Source organism: Acinetobacter sp. TTH0-4 (genome assembly GCF_015602665.1).
Taxonomy (GTDB): domain Bacteria; phylum Pseudomonadota; class Gammaproteobacteria; order Pseudomonadales; family Moraxellaceae; genus Acinetobacter; species Acinetobacter albensis.
In genome coordinates this window covers 2,846,312-2,864,790 of sequence record NZ_CP059079.1, presented here as the reverse complement: position 1 = coordinate 2,864,790, position 18,479 = coordinate 2,846,312, and the positions used below count along the sequence as shown (strand labels likewise).

Sequence of the window (18,479 nt, the reverse complement as noted above, 5' to 3'; positions counted from 1 at the left end):
TTATGTTTTTTTATATAATATTCTTTGTCCTTGTCAGCATACCTATTTTATTAATTAATAAAAAATATAATTTTTTCCCTAAACTTTTGTTTTGCTTTATTTGTATTTTATTTTTTTCATTAAGAGATTTTTCTGTTGGATCAGATACATATTCATATTTTGAAATTTTTTCTTTATCTAAGTATATTGGGGTGTTGAACTCTTCAATTGAGCCTCTATTCATTTTATTTAATTTAGTAGTATATTCAGTAAATTCAAGTTTTAACTTTTATTTATTTATTTATTCTACTTTATTTGTTCTATTGTGGGTTATTAGTATTGAGAAAAATGTTATCTTAAATAAAGATATTGCTTTTATTAGCTTTATTTGTTTTTTTGGATATTTATTATCTTTTAATGTTGCAAGGCAAGCACTTGCAATGGCTATATGCGTGTTTTCTTTATATTTTTTATTTAAAAATAAAAATTTAATTTTTTTCTTAATTGTAGGGTTAGCTTGCCTAATTCATTATAGTGCTATTGTTTTCATGGTTTCTTTTTTTATTTTAAGATCGTCAAAGTTTCCATTTTTAATTTTCTTGAGTTCTTTTATTGGTAGTTACTTATTCTCCATAATTGGTATAAGATTTTTTTCTAATTTTTCGAGTAGATATAATAACTATAATGAATTTGGAGGGGGGGTAACAGGATCGTATTTAATTTTATTTGTTTTTCTTCAATTTATGTTATTTTATTTTATTTACAAAAAGTATTTTATTTCTAATGCTACTTATAGGTATTTTTTAAGTTTGTTCTCTTTTGGAGTTGGATTATTGTTAGCTTTGAAATTTTTAAAAATACCAGATGAGGGACCAGGGCGCTTACCTTTTTATTTCTTAGTATTAAATGTATTCCTTTTCCCATATGTTTTTTTAATTTTTCGGACACAGTCTTCTACAATTTTAGCCAAATTTATATTTTATATTTTTTGTTGCTTTTATTTTATGTTTGGCATAAATTCAGGTGCCGGCGGAATAAAGGACTATTTTATTCATTCTAATTTTTTAATATTTTAAACTATGAAAAAAATTATTTTAATTGGTACTGTCGCCTCAAGCTTTTATGGCTTTCGTGCAGACTTAATTCGTGCAATGCGAGAAAAGCAATATACGGTATATGCCTTCACTTCTGAATATACCGACTTAGACCTAAAGAAAATAGAATCTTTGGGTGCTATTCCGATGACCTATGAGTTAAACCGTGGTGGACTGAATCCACTCTCAGATATTGTCGCCACGTATAAGCTTTCAAAAAAAATTCGTGATATTCAACCAGACTTGGTTTTTTCATATTTTAGTAAACCTGTTATTTTTGGAACGATTGCCGCAAAGTTAGCAAAAGTTCCAAAAATTATAGGCATGTTGGAAGGTTTGGGTTATACATTTACCCAGCAACCTGAAGGCTTAAGTAAAAAAATACAATTGATTAAAAAGGTTCAAGTTTTACTTTATAAGCTTGCCTTACCTCAATTAGATAAACTTATTTTTTTAAACCCTGATGATCCTAAAGATTTAATAGATGAATACGCTATAAATGTGCGAAAAGTTGAAGTTTTAGGTGGAATTGGTTTAAATTTAAAAGAATACCCTTACCAACCTATAATCAATATTCAGCAACCGATTAATTTTCTATTTATTGGTCGGTTACTAAAGGAAAAAGGGATTCACGACTTTCTGAATGCAGCAAAAATCGTAAAAGAAAAATATCCTGAAACGCAATTTACTGTTTTAGGTGCAATCGATCCTCATAATTTGGGTGCATTAACGCAATCTGAGTTGGATGAGCTTATTGCTTCAAATATTATTGATTATCCTGGTCATGTAAATAATGTAAAAGACTGGATAGCCAATTGTCATGTCTTTGTATTGCCATCTTATCGTGAAGGTGTGCCGCGTAGTACACAAGAAGCAATGGCGATCGGGCGTGCAGTGATTACCACAGATGTACCAGGTTGTCGTGAAACGGTTCAAAATGGTGTTAATGGATTTCTTGTGCCGAAGTGGAACCCTGAAGCATTGGCTGAAAAAATGATTTACTTTATAGAACAGCCTGAACAAATTGAAAAGATGGGATATGAAAGTTATAAAATAGCTCAAGACAAATTTGATGCAGAAAAAGTCAATCAACGATTATTGAATATTTTAGGTCTATAAATGTTAAAACGCTTACTGGATATCATCATTGCTTCTATTGCCCTCATCCTTCTTTCACCCCTGTACGCTTTTGTCGCTTATAAAGTGAAAAAGAACTTGGGTTCACCTGTACTATTTCGTCAAGTGCGTCCGGGGTTACATGGCAAACCGTTTGAAATGATTAAGTTTCGCACTATGAAGGATGCGGTCGATACCAATGGTGAGCCACTTCCTGACAGCGAACGTTTAACAGCATTTGGTAAAATGTTACGTTCAACCAGTTTGGATGAAATGCCTGAACTTTGGAATGTAATTAAAGGGGACATGAGTGTGGTTGGTCCACGTCCATTGCTTACAGAATATCTGCCTTTATACACTGCAGAACAAGCCAAACGTCATCATGTGCGACCCGGTATGACAGGACACGCGCAAGTTAATGGGCGTAATGCGATCGGTTGGGAAGAAAAATTTAAACTCGACACATGGTATGTCGAAAACCAGTCGACATTACTTGACTTCAAAATCATGTTCAAGACGGTTCAAAAAGTCATTGCTAAAGATGATATTAGTGCAGAAGGCGAGGCAACCATGACTAAATTCACCGGTACAAAAGCAACGATTGATGAACGAAAACATGACTAATGTGTATGGGATTTATGGCTCTTCAGGTTGTGGACGTAGCTTAATGCCTGTGGCTAGAGAGCATTTGAAACGTTTGGGGATTCAGTCTGATATTTATTTCATTGATGATAGTTTAACAAAACAAACAATGATCAATGGTCATATTGCTTTAAGTTATAGCGCTTTTAAAGCCCTAGCAGGTAACAATAAGTATGTATTAATTGCAATTGCAAATAGTAAAATTCGCGAAAAGCTTGCACAGCAACTGGAACATGACCAAATACAATTATGGTCTATACAGGCGAATAATACTTTGCTCATGGATGAAGTCGATATTGCAGAAGGTGCTGCGCTAAGCCCTTTTGTAACGCTGACTTCTAATATTAAAATTGGTAAATGTTTTCATGCCAATTTATATAGTTATGTGGAACATGATTGTATCATTGGTGACTATGTCACTTTTGCGCCTGGAGTCAAGTGTAATGGTAATATTCATATTGAAGACCATGCCTACATTGGTACAGGTGCTGTGATTAAACAAGGTACGCCAGAAAAACCGCTAGTCATTGGTAAAGGTGCAATCGTAGGAATGGGGGCGGTTGTGACCAAGAGCGTAGCAGCAGGAACCACAGTGGTTGGCAATCCTGCGCGCATTTTAGAGAAGAAATAAAGATTTTTAAAATTAATTTGGGAAATGAATATGTTAAACACTGCATTTGAACCTTGGCCAAGCTTTACTCAAAATGAGGCAGATGCTGTATCGAAAGTTTTACTATCGAACAAAGTAAACTATTGGACGGGGCAAGAATGCCGTGAGTTTGAAAAAGAATTTGCCGAGTTTTCTGGAACGAAGTATGCAGTTGCACTGGCAAATGGTACGGTGGCTTTAGATGTTGCACTCAAAGCACTCGGCATTGGTGCTGGCGATGATGTGATTGTTACTTCACGCACATTCTTAGCCTCAGCAAGTTCTATCGTCACAGCAGGTGCCAATCCTGTTTTTGCAGATGTTGAACTGGACTCACAAAATATTTCAGCCCGAACGATTGAGGCTGTACTGACACCCAATACCAAAGCCATTATCTGTGTGCACTTGGCGGGTTGGATGTGTGATATGGATCCGATTATGCAGCTTGCGCAGCAAAAAGGTTTATATGTCATTGAAGATTGCGCACAGGCACATGGTGCACAGTATAAAGGTAAGCCAGCAGGTTCGATTGGTCATATTAGTGCATGGTCATTTTGCCAAGATAAAATTATGACCACAGGTGGTGAAGGCGGTATGGTCACCACTAATGATGAAAGTTTGTGGAAAACCATGTGGTCCTATAAAGACCATGGGAAAAATTTTGATAGTATTTATAACAAGCAGCATCCACCTGGATTCCGTTGGCTACATGATTCATTTGGCACCAACTGGCGCATGATGGAAATGCAAGCGGTGATCGGACGCATTCAACTGACTCAAATGCCAGAATGGACCAAAAAACGTACTGAAAATACGCAAATGATTTTAAGTACTTTTGAGCAGAGTCCTTATTTTACCGTGAACCATCCTTCGGATGATTATGTGCATGCCTGTTATAAATGTTATGTACAGGTCAATATTGAAGCTTTACCTGAAGGTTGGTCGCGCGACCGAATTATGCAGGACATTAATGCCGCAGGCGTACCGTGTTTTAGTGGATCTTGTTCAGAAGTATATTTAGAGCATGCTTTTGATGGTACACACTGGAGACCTGAAAAACGATTGGAAAATGCTCAAAAACTAGGTGAAACCAGTTTAATGTTCCTCGTGCATCCAACTTTAAGTCTGGATAGTATGCATAAAACGGTTAAGGCCATTCAGCATGTAATGAGCCAGCTGTAAACTGAATGGGTTTATATGACCTTATTGAATGAAATAAACCAATCCGATGTTGGATATCTAGATGAAGAAATTATTCTTTCATCTAGATAAAATAGCCAAATTGAAAAAAAAGAAGTTTTCCTGTGAAATCAATTATTGTTCCATTTGCGGCAGCGCCTAGACAAACCAAGCAAATTTTTTTAGTTGCTTTAGATTTTGTTGTTTTCCCTATTTTGATTTGGCTATGCTTTGTGATCCGTGAGTTTGATTTAGGTGCAGAAGTCGTCCCTAACCTTGCTTTTGGCTCATTGTGGGTCAGTTTTTTAGCGGTGGTTGCACTTTTTATCAGTGGTGTTTATCGCTTTATTGTCCGTACTTTTAATGAAGTCTTTATTGCCAAACTGGCATTTGCAACCACTTTAACTGTGGTTGGTTTGTACGCGATCGCTTATTGTACTCATGCTTTTATTCCTACTTCCATTCCTCTCATGTTTGGTTTTATGATGTTTGCTTGGATTTGGGTGAGCCGTGGCATTATTCGTGCCATTGTAAAATCATACTTACAATCTGATGTTCCGCGTAAACGTGTCGCAATTTATGGCGCAGGTTATGCAGGGCAGCAAGTGGCTGCAGCTTTATACCGTTCGGATGAGCACTTACCCGTATTTTTTATTGATGATGATGCCTCTTTATTTGGTCAAATGATGGGGGGGCTCAAAGTTTATAGTCCAGCCTATGCACTCAAATTATTTACCAAACAACAAGTCGATGAAATTCTGATTGCCTTGCCTTCGGTGGGTCGGGTCAGAAAAAGTGAAATTGTTAAATTCTTAGAACCAGCACACCTCAAAATTACTGAAATTCCAGGTTTAACCAAACTGGTGGATGGCGAAATTCGAGTTTCAGATATTCAAGAAGTGGATATTATTGATTTGCTGGGGCGTGACCCAGTTCCACCTATTCAAGAGTTATTGGCCAAAAATATTTACAATAAAGTAGTGATGGTCACAGGTGCAGGTGGTTCGATTGGTTCAGAACTCTGTCGTCAAATTATTAAAAATAAACCTCAAAAATTGGTTATTTATGAACTGACCGAATTTGCCTTATACAGTATTGATAAAGAACTGAAATTAAATACCGAAATTGAAATCGTGCCTATATTGGGCACGGTGCTTGATCAGCCAAAACTTGAACGCGTTATTGAACAATATCAAGTACAAACGGTTTATCATGCTGCGGCTTATAAACATGTGCCGTTAGTGGAATGTAATCCACTGGCTGGACTGAAGAATAATTCCATTGGAACCGCTTTTAGTTTAAATGCAGCCGTTAAAAAAGGTGTAGAAACCTTTGTTTTAATTTCTACAGATAAGGCCGTACGCCCAACCAATGTCATGGGTGCATCGAAACGTATGGCAGAATTATATTGCCAAGCCATGGCTGAAGTACAGGATCAAACTCAAGTCAGTATTGTTCGTTTTGGTAATGTGTTGGGTTCCTCAGGTTCGGTAGTGCCACTCTTTAAACAGCAAATTCTCAAAGGTGGCCCCATTACGGTGACCCATCCCGATGTAACGCGTTATTTTATGACCATTCCTGAAGCTTCACAGTTGGTCATTCAGGCAGGCGCATTGGGTGAAGGTGGAGATGTGTTCTTACTCGATATGGGAGAGCCTGTTCGTATTCAGGATTTAGCCCGTCAAATGATTTCGCTCAGTGGTCTAAAAGTGCGTGAACAAGATTCAAAAACTGGTGATATTGAAATTCAATATTCAGGTTTACGCCCAGGTGAAAAACTGTATGAGGAATTATTGATTGATCATGAAGATACTGAAATTACGCAACATAGTCGTATTTTAAGGTCTATTGAAAAGCATTATCCTTTAGATGAGTTGATTGCAGTTTTTGATCAGATGTCTCTTTTAACTGCTGTCGATGATGATGTGAATTGGGCCTTGGCACAATTGGAATACTATGTTGATGGTTACCATCGCGGCAAAGAAATTAAAGTCAATTAAAAGGCACAACTAGCTAGGTACAGAAATGATTAAAAAAGCGATTCTTCCAGTGGCCGGTTTAGGTACACGATTTTTGCCTGCCAGTAAATCGATTCCGAAAGAAATGGTGACGGTGGTTGATCGGCCTGCTATCGAATATGTGGTCAAAGAGGCAATCGCCGCAGGGATTGAGCAAATTATTTTGGTCACGCATTCATCAAAAGCGTCGATTGAAAATTATTTCGACCGTAATTTTGAACTGGAAACCAGTTTAGAACAAAAGAAAAAATTTGATTTACTCAAAGAAATTACCGAAATTTTGCCTGCTCATGTCACTGTGGTGAGTGTGCGCCAAGCACAACCTTTAGGTTTGGGGCATGCGGTACTTTGCGCTAAAGATCTTGTCGGTGATGACGCTTTCGCAGTGCTCTTACCTGATGTGTTGGTCAAAGATACGAATGAAAAAAATGATTTGTCTTTAATGATTCAACGTTTTCAGCAGACGCAAAACGCACAAATTATGGTTGAAGCAGTGCCGAAGCATTTGGTTGATCAGTATGGCATTGTTGATGTTGCAACACTTCCTGCCGAAGGTGAAAGTGTCACGATGCAAGGTATTGTGGAAAAACCAGATGTAGCAGATGCACCGTCTAATCTCTCTGTCGTCGGGCGTTATATTTTACCTGCCAAAATTATGCAGTTATTGCAGCAAACGCCGAAAGGTGCTGGCAATGAAATCCAATTGACCGATGCGATTGCTTTGTTGCAACACACTGAGCAAGTGGAGGCTTATCGTATGAAAGGTCAGACCTTTGACTGTGGGAATAAATTGGGTTATTTAAAAGCAGTATTACATTATGGTGTGGCACATCCAACCTTGGGTACAGAATTTAAAGCTTTGATTCAAGAGTTGGCGCTATAGATAGGGTGTGAGCATGAAAGTTGCAGTATTTGGAAAAACCTTATATGCGGGAGTGATGGCTGCGTTGTTGTCAGAGTGCGGTCATCAAGTGTACTGGTGTAATATTTTTCAAGATTCGCAGTACATTCAGCGTTATTTTCAAGATGAGTCGGTCGAGCGTTTACTGGAAAAACAATTGGCTCAGGGCTTTCTTGAGTATTGTGAATTTAGCGCTTTGCCTCTAGATTTGGATGTCTATTTATTTAGTTTTAGTCCTACTGATCAGCATCTTGGACAGCATGTTTTATTGCAGTTGCAGCAACGTGCGATCATTCATCCTAAACTCATGATCAACGCCTCCACACTGGGTTTACACGGCACTGAAAACTTTAGCACCTTGCTTCCACAAGACCATTGGGTGTATTTACCTGACACCATTCAGGAAGGCAATGCTTTGGCCAGTGTGACCCAAGCCAAACAGTTAATTGTCGGTTGTAGCCAAGCCGAGGTTCAAGTCAAAGTTCGAGAATTATTGCGTCCTTTATTCCCACTTGAGCAGCAATACTTATTTATGCCGATTTTAGATGCCGAATTTACTAAACTGAGTATTTCTGGCATGTTGGCGACCCGTATCAGTTACATCAATGATTTGGCCGTCGTGGCTGAAAAATTAAATATTGATATTGCCCATGTACAGCAGGGCATGGCAGCAGATAATCGGATTGGACTGTCCTATTTAAGTCCTGGAGCAGGTTTTGGGGGTGAAAATTTTTCACACGATATTTTGACTTTGGCCAATACCGTCTCTGGTACTGGGGTAAAAAGTCAGTTGTTGGCCCAAGTTTGGGACATTAATGAACAACAAAAAGAGCTGTTGTTTCGAAAATTGTGGAATTACTTTCATGGTGATTTAAAAGATAAAACTGTGGCCATTTGGGGGGCTTCTTTTAAGGAAAATACCTCGCGCATTCAGCAATCACCGATTCACATGATGCTCAATGCTTTATGGGCACAAGGGGTTAAAGTTCGATTACATGACCCGCAAGCTTTAATTGAAATAGAAGCACTTTATGGGCAACGTGATGATTTGATATTATGTCACGATCAATATCAAGCAGTTCAGGGTGCACATGCGCTATGTTTGTTGACCGCATGGAAACAATACTGGAGTCCAGATTACACTAGGCTACATCAAACCATGTTGCATCCACTTATTTTAGATGGTCGTAATATTTACGACCCTGAATACATGAAATTGCAAGGTTTTGTCTATATGGGGATTGGACGATAATGCAAAAAACATCTCATTCTTTTCCTGCTGTTCAAGACAATCAAAGCATTTTGTCGCATTTAAATGAATTAAGTCATTCATTTCAATCGATGCATTTAAATCAGTTATTTGAACAAAATTCGCAACGCTTTGATCATTTTTCTGTGCAATTTGACCAGTTGGTCTTTGATTATAGTAAACAGCGGATTGATCAAAATATCCTGAATGCTTTAATTGAATTTGCAGAAACTCAAAATTTAGCGGCTTGGATTCAAATATTATTTTCAGAACATGAGATTAATTATACCGAGCAGCGTGCAGCTATGCATTGGGCATTGCGCTTACCTGAACATGATTTGGTACATAGCGAACTGTCACAACAGGTACATGCGCAATTACAGCGCATGTTTAACTTGGTAGAAAAAATTCATGCTGGGCAATATCGCGGTGCCACGGGTGAAGTGATTCAGGATGTCGTTAATATTGGGGTGGGCGGTTCTGATTTGGGGCCGTTGATGGTAACCAAAGCATTGTCTGATTTTAAACACGCCACGACCAAGCCGCTGAATGTACATTTTGTTTCGACCATGGATGGGAGTCAGCTTTCAGAATTGCTGCATAAATTACGCCCTGAAACCACACTCTTTATTATTTCATCTAAATCTTTTGGCACAATTGATACTTTATCCAATGCACAGACCGTCAAATTATGGCTAGAAAAATCACTGGGTACACAACCAGAAACGCTTAAACATCATTTTATCGGTGTCTCGACCAAATCAGAAAAAATGGATGAATGGGGTATTACACCCGAAAACCAGTTTTTACTTTGGGATTGGGTCGGGGGGCGTTACTCACTGTGGTCTTGTATTGGTCTGCCAATTGCTTTGACCATTGGTGTAGAAGGTTTTAAGCAATTTTTGGCAGGTGCTTATGCCATTGACCAACATTTCCAAAGTTCACCTTTAAATCAAAATATTCCAGTGTTAATGGGTTTGTTGGGCGTTTGGAATAATAATTTTCTCGATATCCAAACGCATGCCGTACTGCCCTATGACGGTCGTCTAAAATATTTTGCCTCTTATTTGCAACAATTGGAAATGGAGTCGAATGGTAAGTCGATTCAGCGTACAGGCGAAAAAGTCATTTTAGATACCTGTCCGATTGTATGGGGTGAGGTAGGACCTAATGCTCAGCATGCGTTTTATCAATTGTTGCATCAGGGTACGCAAGCAGTCAGTTGTGATTTTATTGCGCCTGTGAAACGCTACAATGCGAATCAGTTTACCTACGCGGAAAATGCGGATGCCTTAACCGAACAACATGATTTGGCTTTATCCAACTGTTTGGCTCAATCGCGCTTATTGGCTTTTGGAAATCAGGCACTTGATGCGAATGAATTGGAAAATCTACCTGCATATATGCAATATGCAGGCAATCAGCCGAGCAGTACAATTTTATTGCAAGAACTGAATCCTTATAGCTTAGGGATGTTGGTTGCGATGTATGAACATAAGGTTTTTGTACAATCCGTGCTGTGGAATATTAATCCTTTTGATCAATGGGGCGTCGAGAAAGGCAAGCAAATTGCCAATCAACTGTTGCCCATTCTAAATGGCCAAGCATCTGATCTGTCGCACTTAGACAGCTCGACACAAGGTTTAATTCAAATATTATTGGGGAAAATACATGGCTAAAATTTTAGTAACTGGTGGTGCAGGTTATATCGGCTCGCATACCTGTATTGAATTATTAAATTCTGCACATGAAGTGGTTGTGTTGGATAACCTGTCGAATAGTGCTGAAAAATCCTTGCACCGTGTGCAAGAGCTGACAGGGAAAGCTTTGATTTTCGTTGAGGGTGATATTCGGGATGGACATACTTTAGATCAAATTTTTACACAACATCAGATTGATGCAGTCATTCACTTTGCCGGTTTAAAAGCAGTGGGAGAAAGTCAGCACATTCCATTGACGTATTTTGATCATAATATTGCAGGTTCCCTGAGCTTGGTCAAAGCAATGGAGCGGGCAAATATTTTTAATTTAGTCTTTAGTTCATCTGCGACAGTGTATGATGAAGCCAATTGTTCACCATTAAATGAAGATATGCCGACAGGCATGCCAAGTAATAATTATGGGTATACCAAACTCATCGTCGAGCAACTTTTACAGAAGCTTTCAAGTGCAGATGCGCGTTGGTCAATTGCATTATTACGTTATTTTAATCCAGTCGGTGCACACAAAAGTGGTCGAATTGGTGAAGACCCTCAAGGAATTCCAAATAATTTGATGCCTTATGTCACCCAAGTGGCAGTCGGGCGTCGTGATAAATTATCAATTTTTGGTCAGGATTACGATACGGTTGATGGGACTGGTGTGCGTGATTATATTCATGTCGTAGATTTGGCAGTAGCGCATTTGTGCGCTTTAAATAACCGTTTAAAGTCGAAGGGGTGTCGTGCTTGGAACATTGGTACAGGCAATGGTTCATCTGTATTGCAAGTTAAAAATACTTTTGAACGGGTTAATGATGTAACCATTCCATTTGAAATTGTGCCACGTCGTGAAGGTGATGTAGCAACCTCTTTTGCAGACAATACACGCGCAGTTGCAGAGTTAGGTTGGACACCGCAATATAACTTAGAAGATATGTTGGTCGATAGTTGGAATTGGCAAAAGCATAATCCAAATGGTTATTAAAATTAAAGAAGATCTATAAATGGGAGCGCAAGCTCCCATTTTAATGGATTTAACTTTGAATTAATGCGGTCAGTTCATCCACATAATGTTGCATCGGTTGAGGATTCTGATCTAAACGACTTTCAATATTTAAACGAAGCAGTGGTTCGGTATTTGAAGCACGAACATTGAAACGCCATGTTCCAAAATCTAAACTGATGCCATCGGTTTGATCTATTGAAGGATTTTGATCTGCATAATGATCAAATATTTTCTGAATAGTGTAGGCAGTATCGGTTACTTTAAAGTTAATTTCACCACTGCATGGAAAATGGCTGATCATATCTTCAACCAGTGAAGATAAGGATTGCGAAGTTTCAGACAATAAAGAAACCACCAATAACCAAGGAATCATGCCACTATCACAATAAGCAAAGTCACGAAAATAATGATGTGCGCTCATTTCACCGCCATAGGCTGCATTATGCTCACGCATTTGATCTTTAATAAATGAATGCCCTGATTTTGATTGAACTGCAATACCTTGATATTTTTTAATAATATCTAAGGTATTCCAAACCAAACGCGGATCATGCACAATTTTTTCGCCTGATTGTTTCAGTAAAAAAGCTTGCGCCAGTAGACCGACAATATAGTAGCCTTCAATAAAATGACCTTTTTCATCAAATAAAAAACATCGGTCAAAGTCACCATCCCATGCAATGCCCAAATCGGCTTGATGAGCCAAAACAGCTTGAGAAGTACTGTCACGGTTTTCAATTAAGATGGGATTAGGAATGCCATTGGGAAAGTGCCCATCAGCTTGATGATGAATTTTAATAAATGTTACTGGAATGTTTAATTGTCTAAATTTTTCTTCTATTGCATCAATAACATGACCGGCTGCACCATTACCTGCATTCACCACTAATTTCAAAGGTTTGATCTGGGATGGATCAATATAATTCATAAGGTGATCAATAAATTCTGGCACAATATCGTATTTATGTGTGCGGCCTTTTAGTTCAACCGCTAAAAATTGTTCGCTTTCGGCCAAAGCTTGAATTTCTTTAAGGCCTGAGTCTGCACCAATCGGACGTGCATTTTCACGTACCAGTTTCATCCCATTATAATCCATGGGATTATGACTGGCTGTGATTTCAATTCCACCTTGAACATCTAAATGAAAAGCCGCGAAGTAAACTTCTTCTGTGCCTGTCATGCCTAAATCAAGGACATTAACACCTGCATCATTTAGACCTCGAATGGTCGCCTGTTTTAATCCTTCACTACTTAAACGTATATCTGCACCTACGGCAATGGTGTGGGGTTGATAAATTTGCCCATATGCACGACCTACTTTATAGGCAATGTCTTCATTTAATTCGCTGCCGAGTTTTCCACGAATATCATAGGCTTTAAAACAGGTCAGGGTGGTCATTAAAATTCCTTCAGTGATTCAAGATAGAAAGGCCAGTTTGTATTTGAATAATATGTTAACAATTAAATATTTAATTAATTTAAAATTTATAATTATTTTGACTCTATAGTCTTAGATTAAAATTTTAAACTTGAGTTTAGGACTCGAATTTTAATTTAATAATAAAGTGGTGAAGCATGTTATAGATTCCTAGTTGAATTCTATGTTCAATACCCAAAATAGGACCATCGTTCATTCGTTCATTACAAAATGCTTTTTACAACCAATTTCGCGCCAGACAGATGAGACGCTGTTAGTGTAACATTTTCCAAGTCATCGACTTTCTATATCTACTCTGGTCTTTTTGATGCAAAAGAATGAATGGGATTTTAGATGTATATCCACCTTCAAGAATAGATCGTTTTCATCACTTTTGATACCGACCTAGAAAAAGTACGAGGATAAAGTGAGGGGGGAAAAGTCAGATTAGCCTGATCATTAATTTAATAGAATTGATGTTTGTTATTTTTTGTGAAAAATCTGGCTCAATGCTATAATTGTATGTTTGATAATTTATCAGCTTTTAAAAATTGATCATGATGATGCAACTTCACGTATCCCACTTAAATATGAGTTTGGTTGGTCAAAACTTATCCGCTATAGAAAAAATTCCTCCCATGCAGCGTCGACGTTTATCGCCTCTCGCAAAACTGGCGTTGAATAGTGCGATGCAGACTTTAGAGCTGACACATGTCGATTATATTGTCTGGGTGTCACAGTATGGCGATGAAGCGAAAACACTAAAAATTCTAGAAGATGTATTAAGCGATCAAACTCCTTCACCCACCCAATTTTCAACCTCGGTACATAACGCGATTTCAGGTCTTTATTCGATTTTATGTCAAGATGCGACGCCTGCGACCAGTTTGGCGGGTTCATGGAACGATGGACTGATTGAAGCTTATACATGGTTAAAAACAATGCCTAGAACGCGTCAGGTTTTACTGGTTTATTATGACGAAGCATTGTCTGATGTTTATATGGAGCATCAGCCATTTCCTGCTTTTGCGATGTCCGCGATGATTTCATTAGCGCCTGCCAATTTGATCTTGCAGTCAACTCATGTTGATCCGGCTCCTGCATATCAGCAAGCTTTAGCATTTAACACGTTTTGGAATAATCATAACCAAACTGAATCTAAAGTGTGGGCGAAATGTTAAAATTAAATCGAATTAAACAAAAAGTTAATTATGCATGGCGTGTTGGGGCGACAGGGTTTAGTTTTGCCAGCTTTGGTTTGGGGGGAGTTGCGATTGGTGGTTTGATTGCACCGTTAGTGAAATTGAGTTCACCCAATGTTGAGATTCAAAAACAGCGCACTCAAAAGGTCATTAAACACAGTTTTAAAGGCTTCACTGAAATGATGGTGAAACTGGGCATTATGACCTATACTGTTGATGGTTTAGACAAACTACAGCAGAGCCAGCAGGAGTTGGTGATTGCCAATCATCCGACACTGATTGACGTGGTAGTTTTAATTGGTTTAATGGAACAAGCAAACTGTGTGGTCAAGCAGGCGCTGTGGTCAAATCCATTTACCAAAGGTCCTGTGCAAAGCGCAGGTTATATTTTAAATGCAGGTTCCGAACAATTTATTCAGGATTGTGTACATAAATTACAACAAGACCATGTGGCTTCACTGTTAATCTTTCCTGAAGGAACACGAACAGCCAAAGGTGGGCAGTTGAATGACTTTCAGCGTGGTGCAGCCAATATTGCGCTGCGTGCAGGTGTGCCAATTCGCCCTGTGCTGATTAGCTGCACGCCATCGACTCTGACCAAAAATGAAAAGTGGTATCACATTCCAGAACAGCCTTTTCATATCCATGTGAAAGTTTTGGATGCGATCCGAGTGGAAGACGTATTGGATGATGTAACGGTCAATCCCAAAAATGTGCGTCAATTAAATCAACAATTACAGTGGTTTTTTAACCAAGAGTTATCCGTAAATGAGCAATCTTGCTGATGAATTAAAGCAAATGATTATTGATGTCCTCGCCCTTGAAGACATTCATATTGAAGATATTGATACAGACGCACCTTTGTTTGGTGATGGTCTGGGTTTGGACTCGATTGATGCTTTAGAACTGGGTTTGGCATTGAAAAAGCGCTATGGCATTCATTTGAATGCAGAGTCCGCAGAAACCAAAGAACATTTTAAATCAATTCAAAGCTTAGTGGCTTTGGTTGAAGCACAGAAAACAGCATAAGAGGTTGCTATGCTTGCACAAGAAACCGTGTTAGAAAAATTACGTGAATGGATGGAAGAGCTGTTTGAAATTGCGCCTGAAGATGTGCGGTTAGAATCAAACTTGGCTTCAGACCTCGATGTTGACAGTATTGATGCCATTGATTTGGTCGTGAAAATTAAAGAACTGACAGGCAAGCAAGTTAATCCTGAAGACTTTAAAAATGTGCGCACCGTACAAGATGTGGTGGTCGTAATTCAGAATATGTCGGCTGTATGAACAACCTTTTAAAAGGGATAGCAGGGGTCGGATTGCTCCTCTATCCTTTTTTTGTGGCTTATGCTTTAGCGCATGGACAGTATGTCTGGGTCAGTGCGGTATTGATTGCACTGGGCATCTTGCGTCTATTGAGTAAGGGCAATGCTTTGCTGTGGCCCTTGACAGGTTTTGCCATTTTATGTGGTGGGCTGAGTTTGATTTTAAAAGATCATGCGTGGCTTAAACTCTATCCTGTTTTTATGAGTCTCGGGGCGTTGTTGATTTTTGCCAGCACCTTGATTCGACCACCTTCGATGATTGAACGTTTTGCACGTTTGGCAGAGCCTAATTTGCCCGAAGAAGGGGTAGAGTGGACCCGTCAAGTGACCAAAGTTTGGTGTGGGTTTTTCTGCATCAATGCAGTCATTGCCCTAATCACCGTTTTTTTCGCACCGATGAAAATTTGGGTGCTGTATAACGGCTTGATCTCTTATCTCTTGATGGGTGGACTGTTACTGGGTGAGTTTGTGTTGCGCAAACGCCAGCAGCGACTGCATCAGGTACAGAAATAACAGCATCTCTGTCAGGGCAACTGAAACAGTGGCCTCGAACTATAGCGATTAAAATACGGTTTTTAAAAACACATTTTATGTCTTGTCATTTTCAACACCATCTCCATTCATCGCGTCCCCTGTGTATTCAGGCGGATTCAAGTTCCGTTTCCTTTCACACTTTTTGGTTGGATGTGGCTGAACAGGCTGCGCAAATTCAGCAGTTGGAACAGCCTGTATGGGCGCTTTGGCAAGAAGACAGTTATGAGTTTTTAGTGTTGTTATTCGCCGCCTTGCAAGCAGGTAAGCAAGTGCTGTTGCCGCCGCATCGGGTCAGCGACTTAGAAAAAGAACTGGCTGAACAGCAGATTTATTTTTTAAAACGTTTGCCGTCGACAGCAGAGTCAACCTTCGAGCTTCAATTTGATGCTGCCTTTCTCAATCGGGCCCAGCTGTATTTTTATAGTTCGGGCTCAACTGGGCAGCCGAAAAAGATTCCTCGCAGCTTGCAACAGTTATTCAATGAAGTCTGTGGTTTAGAAGCCAGTTTTGATTTGCCTGAGCAGGCGGTTGCGATCGCTACGGTAAGTCATCAGCATATTTATGGTTTGTTGTTTAAGCTGTTGTGGCCCTTAGCGAGTGGACGCAGTTTCTATCAAAAACAACTGGCTTTCCCTGAAGATGTGGTCGATAGCCAAAAGAAAATTGCCCATGTGCAGCTGCCCAATTATCTGGTTTCCAGCCCTGCATTGTTGAAGCGCTGGACTACAGATGTGATATTGCAAGACTGCCATAGGGTCTATTCTTCGGGCGGAAAGTTGGATGCAGGTGTGCGTCCTTTGCTGAACCGTCCGATTACTGAAGTGTTTGGCAGTTCTGAAACAGGCGGGATTGCCCACCGTCAGGCAGATGATGCGCTATGGACCCCCTTTGCCAATGTCGACATTCAGTGCGCTGAACAGCAAGAGTTAGCCGTCAAAACTAACCATGCTTTTAGCGCGGATTGGATTTTGACAGGTGATAAAGTAAAGCTTATGGATGCACAAAACCTTAAAAGTCCATTTCAGTTATTGGGACGTTTGGACCGCATTGTTAAACTTGAAGAAAAGCGTTTAAGTCTCGATGCGACTGAAGTAAAAATTGCTGAGTTGGTCGAAATACAGCATTGCCATGTCCTAATTCATGAAAAAGAACAGCGCCAGATTTTAGCGGTGGTGGCTGTGCTGACCGAGGAAGCTCGTGTACTGCTCATTGAAAAGGGCAAAGCAGTATTCACCGCACAACTGAAAAAACAATTGCAACAGAAACTGGAAAGCATTGCGATTCCGCGGCAGTGGCGATTCTTAACGCAAATGCCACAAAATGCACAATCGAAGCTGAATAAACAGTATTTAAAATCACTCTTTCAGCCGATGATCTTGCCCGTTGTGCTGATACAGCAATCTCAGGATACGCAGATCAGTTATGCTTTAGAATTTGTGCCAGAGCTGGAATGCTTTAAAGGCCACTTCCCGAACTTCCCGATTTATCCAGGCGTAGGACAAATTGGTTTTATTCAGCATTTTGCCAAACAAAACTGGGCGGATTTATTGTGGTGTAATGGTTTTGAGCAGTTAAAGTTTCAAGGACTGATCCAACCCTATCAAGTGGTGGAACTGGTGCTCAGTCGTAAAGCGCATAAAGTCAGTTTTGAACTGAAAAATCGTGACAAAATATTGGCATCAGGACGTTTGCTGTTTGCTGTCCCTTCAGACGTTTAAGCCGAGAGATAAAAATGAAACACTGCTTTGTGATTCCTGTGTATAACCATCCACATTATTTGGCTGCGTTGCTATCACATTTGAGTGGTTTTGAGTTACCTATTATTATGGTGAACGATGGCAGTGACGCCGATTGTACGGCAGTTTTACATCAGCTCGCGAGCGACTACTCATGGGTTGATTTAGTCGAGCATACACACAATCAGGGTAAGGGGCAGGCAGTGATCACGGGTCTAAAACATGCCTTTCAATGTGGTTATAGTCATGCCTTGCAGTTGGATGCTGACGGACAGCATGATTGGCAGGATGTGCAGCGTTTTTTAGAAACATCCATCCAACACCCCGAGGCAATGATTATTGGTCAGCCGATCTTTGATGAAACTGTTCCGAAAAAACGTCTTTATGGCCGTTATGCAACGCATATTTGGGTGTGGATTAACAGTCTGTCTTTTGACATTAAGGACAGCATGTGTGGCTTTCGCATTTACCCTCTGACGCAGACAGTGAACATTCTACACACAGCCAAGTTTCAACCGCGGATGGGCTTTGATTCAGAAATTTTGGTACGTTTGAAATGGGACAATGTGCGGTTTATCAATCTGCCTACCCATGTGATTTACCCTGAAGATGGTATTTCACACTTTGATGTTTGGCGGGACAATTTGGGCATGGCGCGTGCGCATAGTCGTTTGTTGGGTGGCATGCTGCTGCGTTTCCCCAAACTGATTTATCAGAAAGTGAAAGGCTAAT

At 39.6% G+C, this 18,479-nt stretch carries 18 protein-coding genes; 17 read left to right on the top strand and 1 reads right to left on the bottom strand.

Annotated elements, in window-relative coordinates:
- Window positions 1-2 precede the first annotated feature (2 nt).
- The 10 genes from H0S58_RS13410 (at window position 3) to galE (ending at window position 11,512) form a co-directional block, all read left to right on the top strand.
- Window positions 3-1,055, top strand: coding sequence for an EpsG family protein (locus H0S58_RS13410; RefSeq protein ID WP_195726755.1), 1,053 nt, complete (start codon window positions 3-5; stop codon window positions 1,053-1,055).
- 3 nt (window positions 1,056-1,058) lie between these two features.
- Complete coding sequence (locus tag H0S58_RS13405) at window positions 1,059-2,192, top strand: glycosyltransferase family 4 protein (RefSeq protein ID WP_195726754.1); 1,134 nt, start codon at window positions 1,059-1,061, stop codon at window positions 2,190-2,192.
- Entirely contained in the window at window positions 2,193-2,813 is a 621-nt protein-coding gene (locus tag H0S58_RS13400) for a sugar transferase (protein ID WP_195726753.1), read from the top strand. It begins immediately after the preceding gene.
- Window positions 2,806-3,462, top strand: a complete 657-nt coding sequence (locus H0S58_RS13395; protein ID WP_195726752.1) for a NeuD/PglB/VioB family sugar acetyltransferase — start codon at window positions 2,806-2,808, stop codon at window positions 3,460-3,462. Before H0S58_RS13400 ends, H0S58_RS13395 begins: the two co-directional genes overlap by 8 nt.
- Before the next feature lie 30 nt (window positions 3,463-3,492).
- Window positions 3,493-4,662 carry a DegT/DnrJ/EryC1/StrS family aminotransferase gene (locus H0S58_RS13390; RefSeq protein ID WP_195726751.1) on the top strand — a complete coding sequence of 390 codons (1,170 nt, stop codon included), beginning with the start codon at window positions 3,493-3,495 and terminating at the stop codon, window positions 4,660-4,662.
- Between the two features lie 122 nt (window positions 4,663-4,784).
- Window positions 4,785-6,659, top strand: a complete 1,875-nt coding sequence (locus tag H0S58_RS13385) for a polysaccharide biosynthesis protein (RefSeq protein ID WP_195726750.1) — start codon at window positions 4,785-4,787, stop codon at window positions 6,657-6,659.
- Between the two features lie 25 nt (window positions 6,660-6,684).
- Window positions 6,685-7,560 (top strand): UTP--glucose-1-phosphate uridylyltransferase GalU, encoded by an 876-nt coding sequence (gene galU, locus H0S58_RS13380; protein WP_195726749.1) that lies wholly within the window; start codon window positions 6,685-6,687, stop codon window positions 7,558-7,560.
- Between the two features lie 13 nt (window positions 7,561-7,573).
- Window positions 7,574-8,830 carry a UDP-glucose/GDP-mannose dehydrogenase family protein gene (locus H0S58_RS13375; RefSeq protein ID WP_195726748.1) on the top strand — a complete coding sequence of 419 codons (1,257 nt, stop codon included), beginning with the start codon at window positions 7,574-7,576 and terminating at the stop codon, window positions 8,828-8,830.
- On the top strand, window positions 8,830-10,506 hold the full coding sequence (gene pgi, locus H0S58_RS13370) for a glucose-6-phosphate isomerase (protein ID WP_195726747.1): 1,677 nt from the start codon (window positions 8,830-8,832) through the stop codon (window positions 10,504-10,506). The genes H0S58_RS13375 and pgi overlap by 1 nt, the downstream gene beginning before the upstream one ends.
- The gene (galE, locus tag H0S58_RS13365) at window positions 10,499-11,512 is read left to right on the top strand and encodes a UDP-glucose 4-epimerase GalE (RefSeq protein WP_195726746.1); all 1,014 of its coding nucleotides are present in this window, start codon (window positions 10,499-10,501) and stop codon (window positions 11,510-11,512) included. The genes pgi and galE overlap by 8 nt, the downstream gene beginning before the upstream one ends.
- A gap of 49 nt (window positions 11,513-11,561) precedes the next feature.
- Here the strand turns inward: galE and H0S58_RS13360 are convergent, their stop codons facing one another.
- Window positions 11,562-12,932: a phosphomannomutase CpsG gene (locus H0S58_RS13360; RefSeq protein WP_195726745.1), complete on the bottom strand. Its 1,371-nt coding sequence runs from the start codon at window positions 12,930-12,932 to the stop codon at window positions 11,562-11,564.
- A gap of 578 nt (window positions 12,933-13,510) precedes the next feature.
- On the opposite strand from H0S58_RS13360, the gene H0S58_RS13355 reads away from it, so the two are divergent.
- The 7 genes from H0S58_RS13355 to H0S58_RS13325 all read left to right on the top strand — a co-directional run bounded on the left by H0S58_RS13355 (window position 13,511) and on the right by H0S58_RS13325 (window position 18,478).
- The gene (locus H0S58_RS13355; protein ID WP_195727625.1) at window positions 13,511-14,131 is read left to right on the top strand and encodes a beta-ketoacyl synthase chain length factor; all 621 of its coding nucleotides are present in this window, start codon (window positions 13,511-13,513) and stop codon (window positions 14,129-14,131) included.
- Window positions 14,125-14,937, top strand: coding sequence for a lysophospholipid acyltransferase family protein (locus H0S58_RS13350; protein ID WP_195726744.1), 813 nt, complete (start codon window positions 14,125-14,127; stop codon window positions 14,935-14,937). The genes H0S58_RS13355 and H0S58_RS13350 overlap by 7 nt, the downstream gene beginning before the upstream one ends.
- Window positions 14,921-15,181: a phosphopantetheine-binding protein gene (locus tag H0S58_RS13345; RefSeq protein WP_068909365.1), complete on the top strand. Its 261-nt coding sequence runs from the start codon at window positions 14,921-14,923 to the stop codon at window positions 15,179-15,181. The genes H0S58_RS13350 and H0S58_RS13345 overlap by 17 nt, the downstream gene beginning before the upstream one ends.
- A gap of 9 nt (window positions 15,182-15,190) precedes the next feature.
- Window positions 15,191-15,439, top strand: coding sequence for an acyl carrier protein (locus tag H0S58_RS13340; RefSeq protein ID WP_195726743.1), 249 nt, complete (start codon window positions 15,191-15,193; stop codon window positions 15,437-15,439).
- A complete protein-coding gene (locus H0S58_RS13335) occupies window positions 15,436-15,990 on the top strand; it encodes a septation protein IspZ (protein WP_195726742.1) in 555 nt (184 codons plus the stop codon). The genes H0S58_RS13340 and H0S58_RS13335 overlap by 4 nt, the downstream gene beginning before the upstream one ends.
- A 77-nt stretch (window positions 15,991-16,067) precedes the next feature.
- Complete coding sequence (locus tag H0S58_RS13330) at window positions 16,068-17,729, top strand: AMP-binding protein (RefSeq protein ID WP_195726741.1); 1,662 nt, start codon at window positions 16,068-16,070, stop codon at window positions 17,727-17,729.
- A 14-nt stretch (window positions 17,730-17,743) separates the two neighbouring features.
- Window positions 17,744-18,478, top strand: coding sequence for a glycosyltransferase family 2 protein (locus tag H0S58_RS13325; protein ID WP_195726740.1), 735 nt, complete (start codon window positions 17,744-17,746; stop codon window positions 18,476-18,478).
- The last annotated feature ends 1 nt before the right edge of the window (window position 18,479 follow it).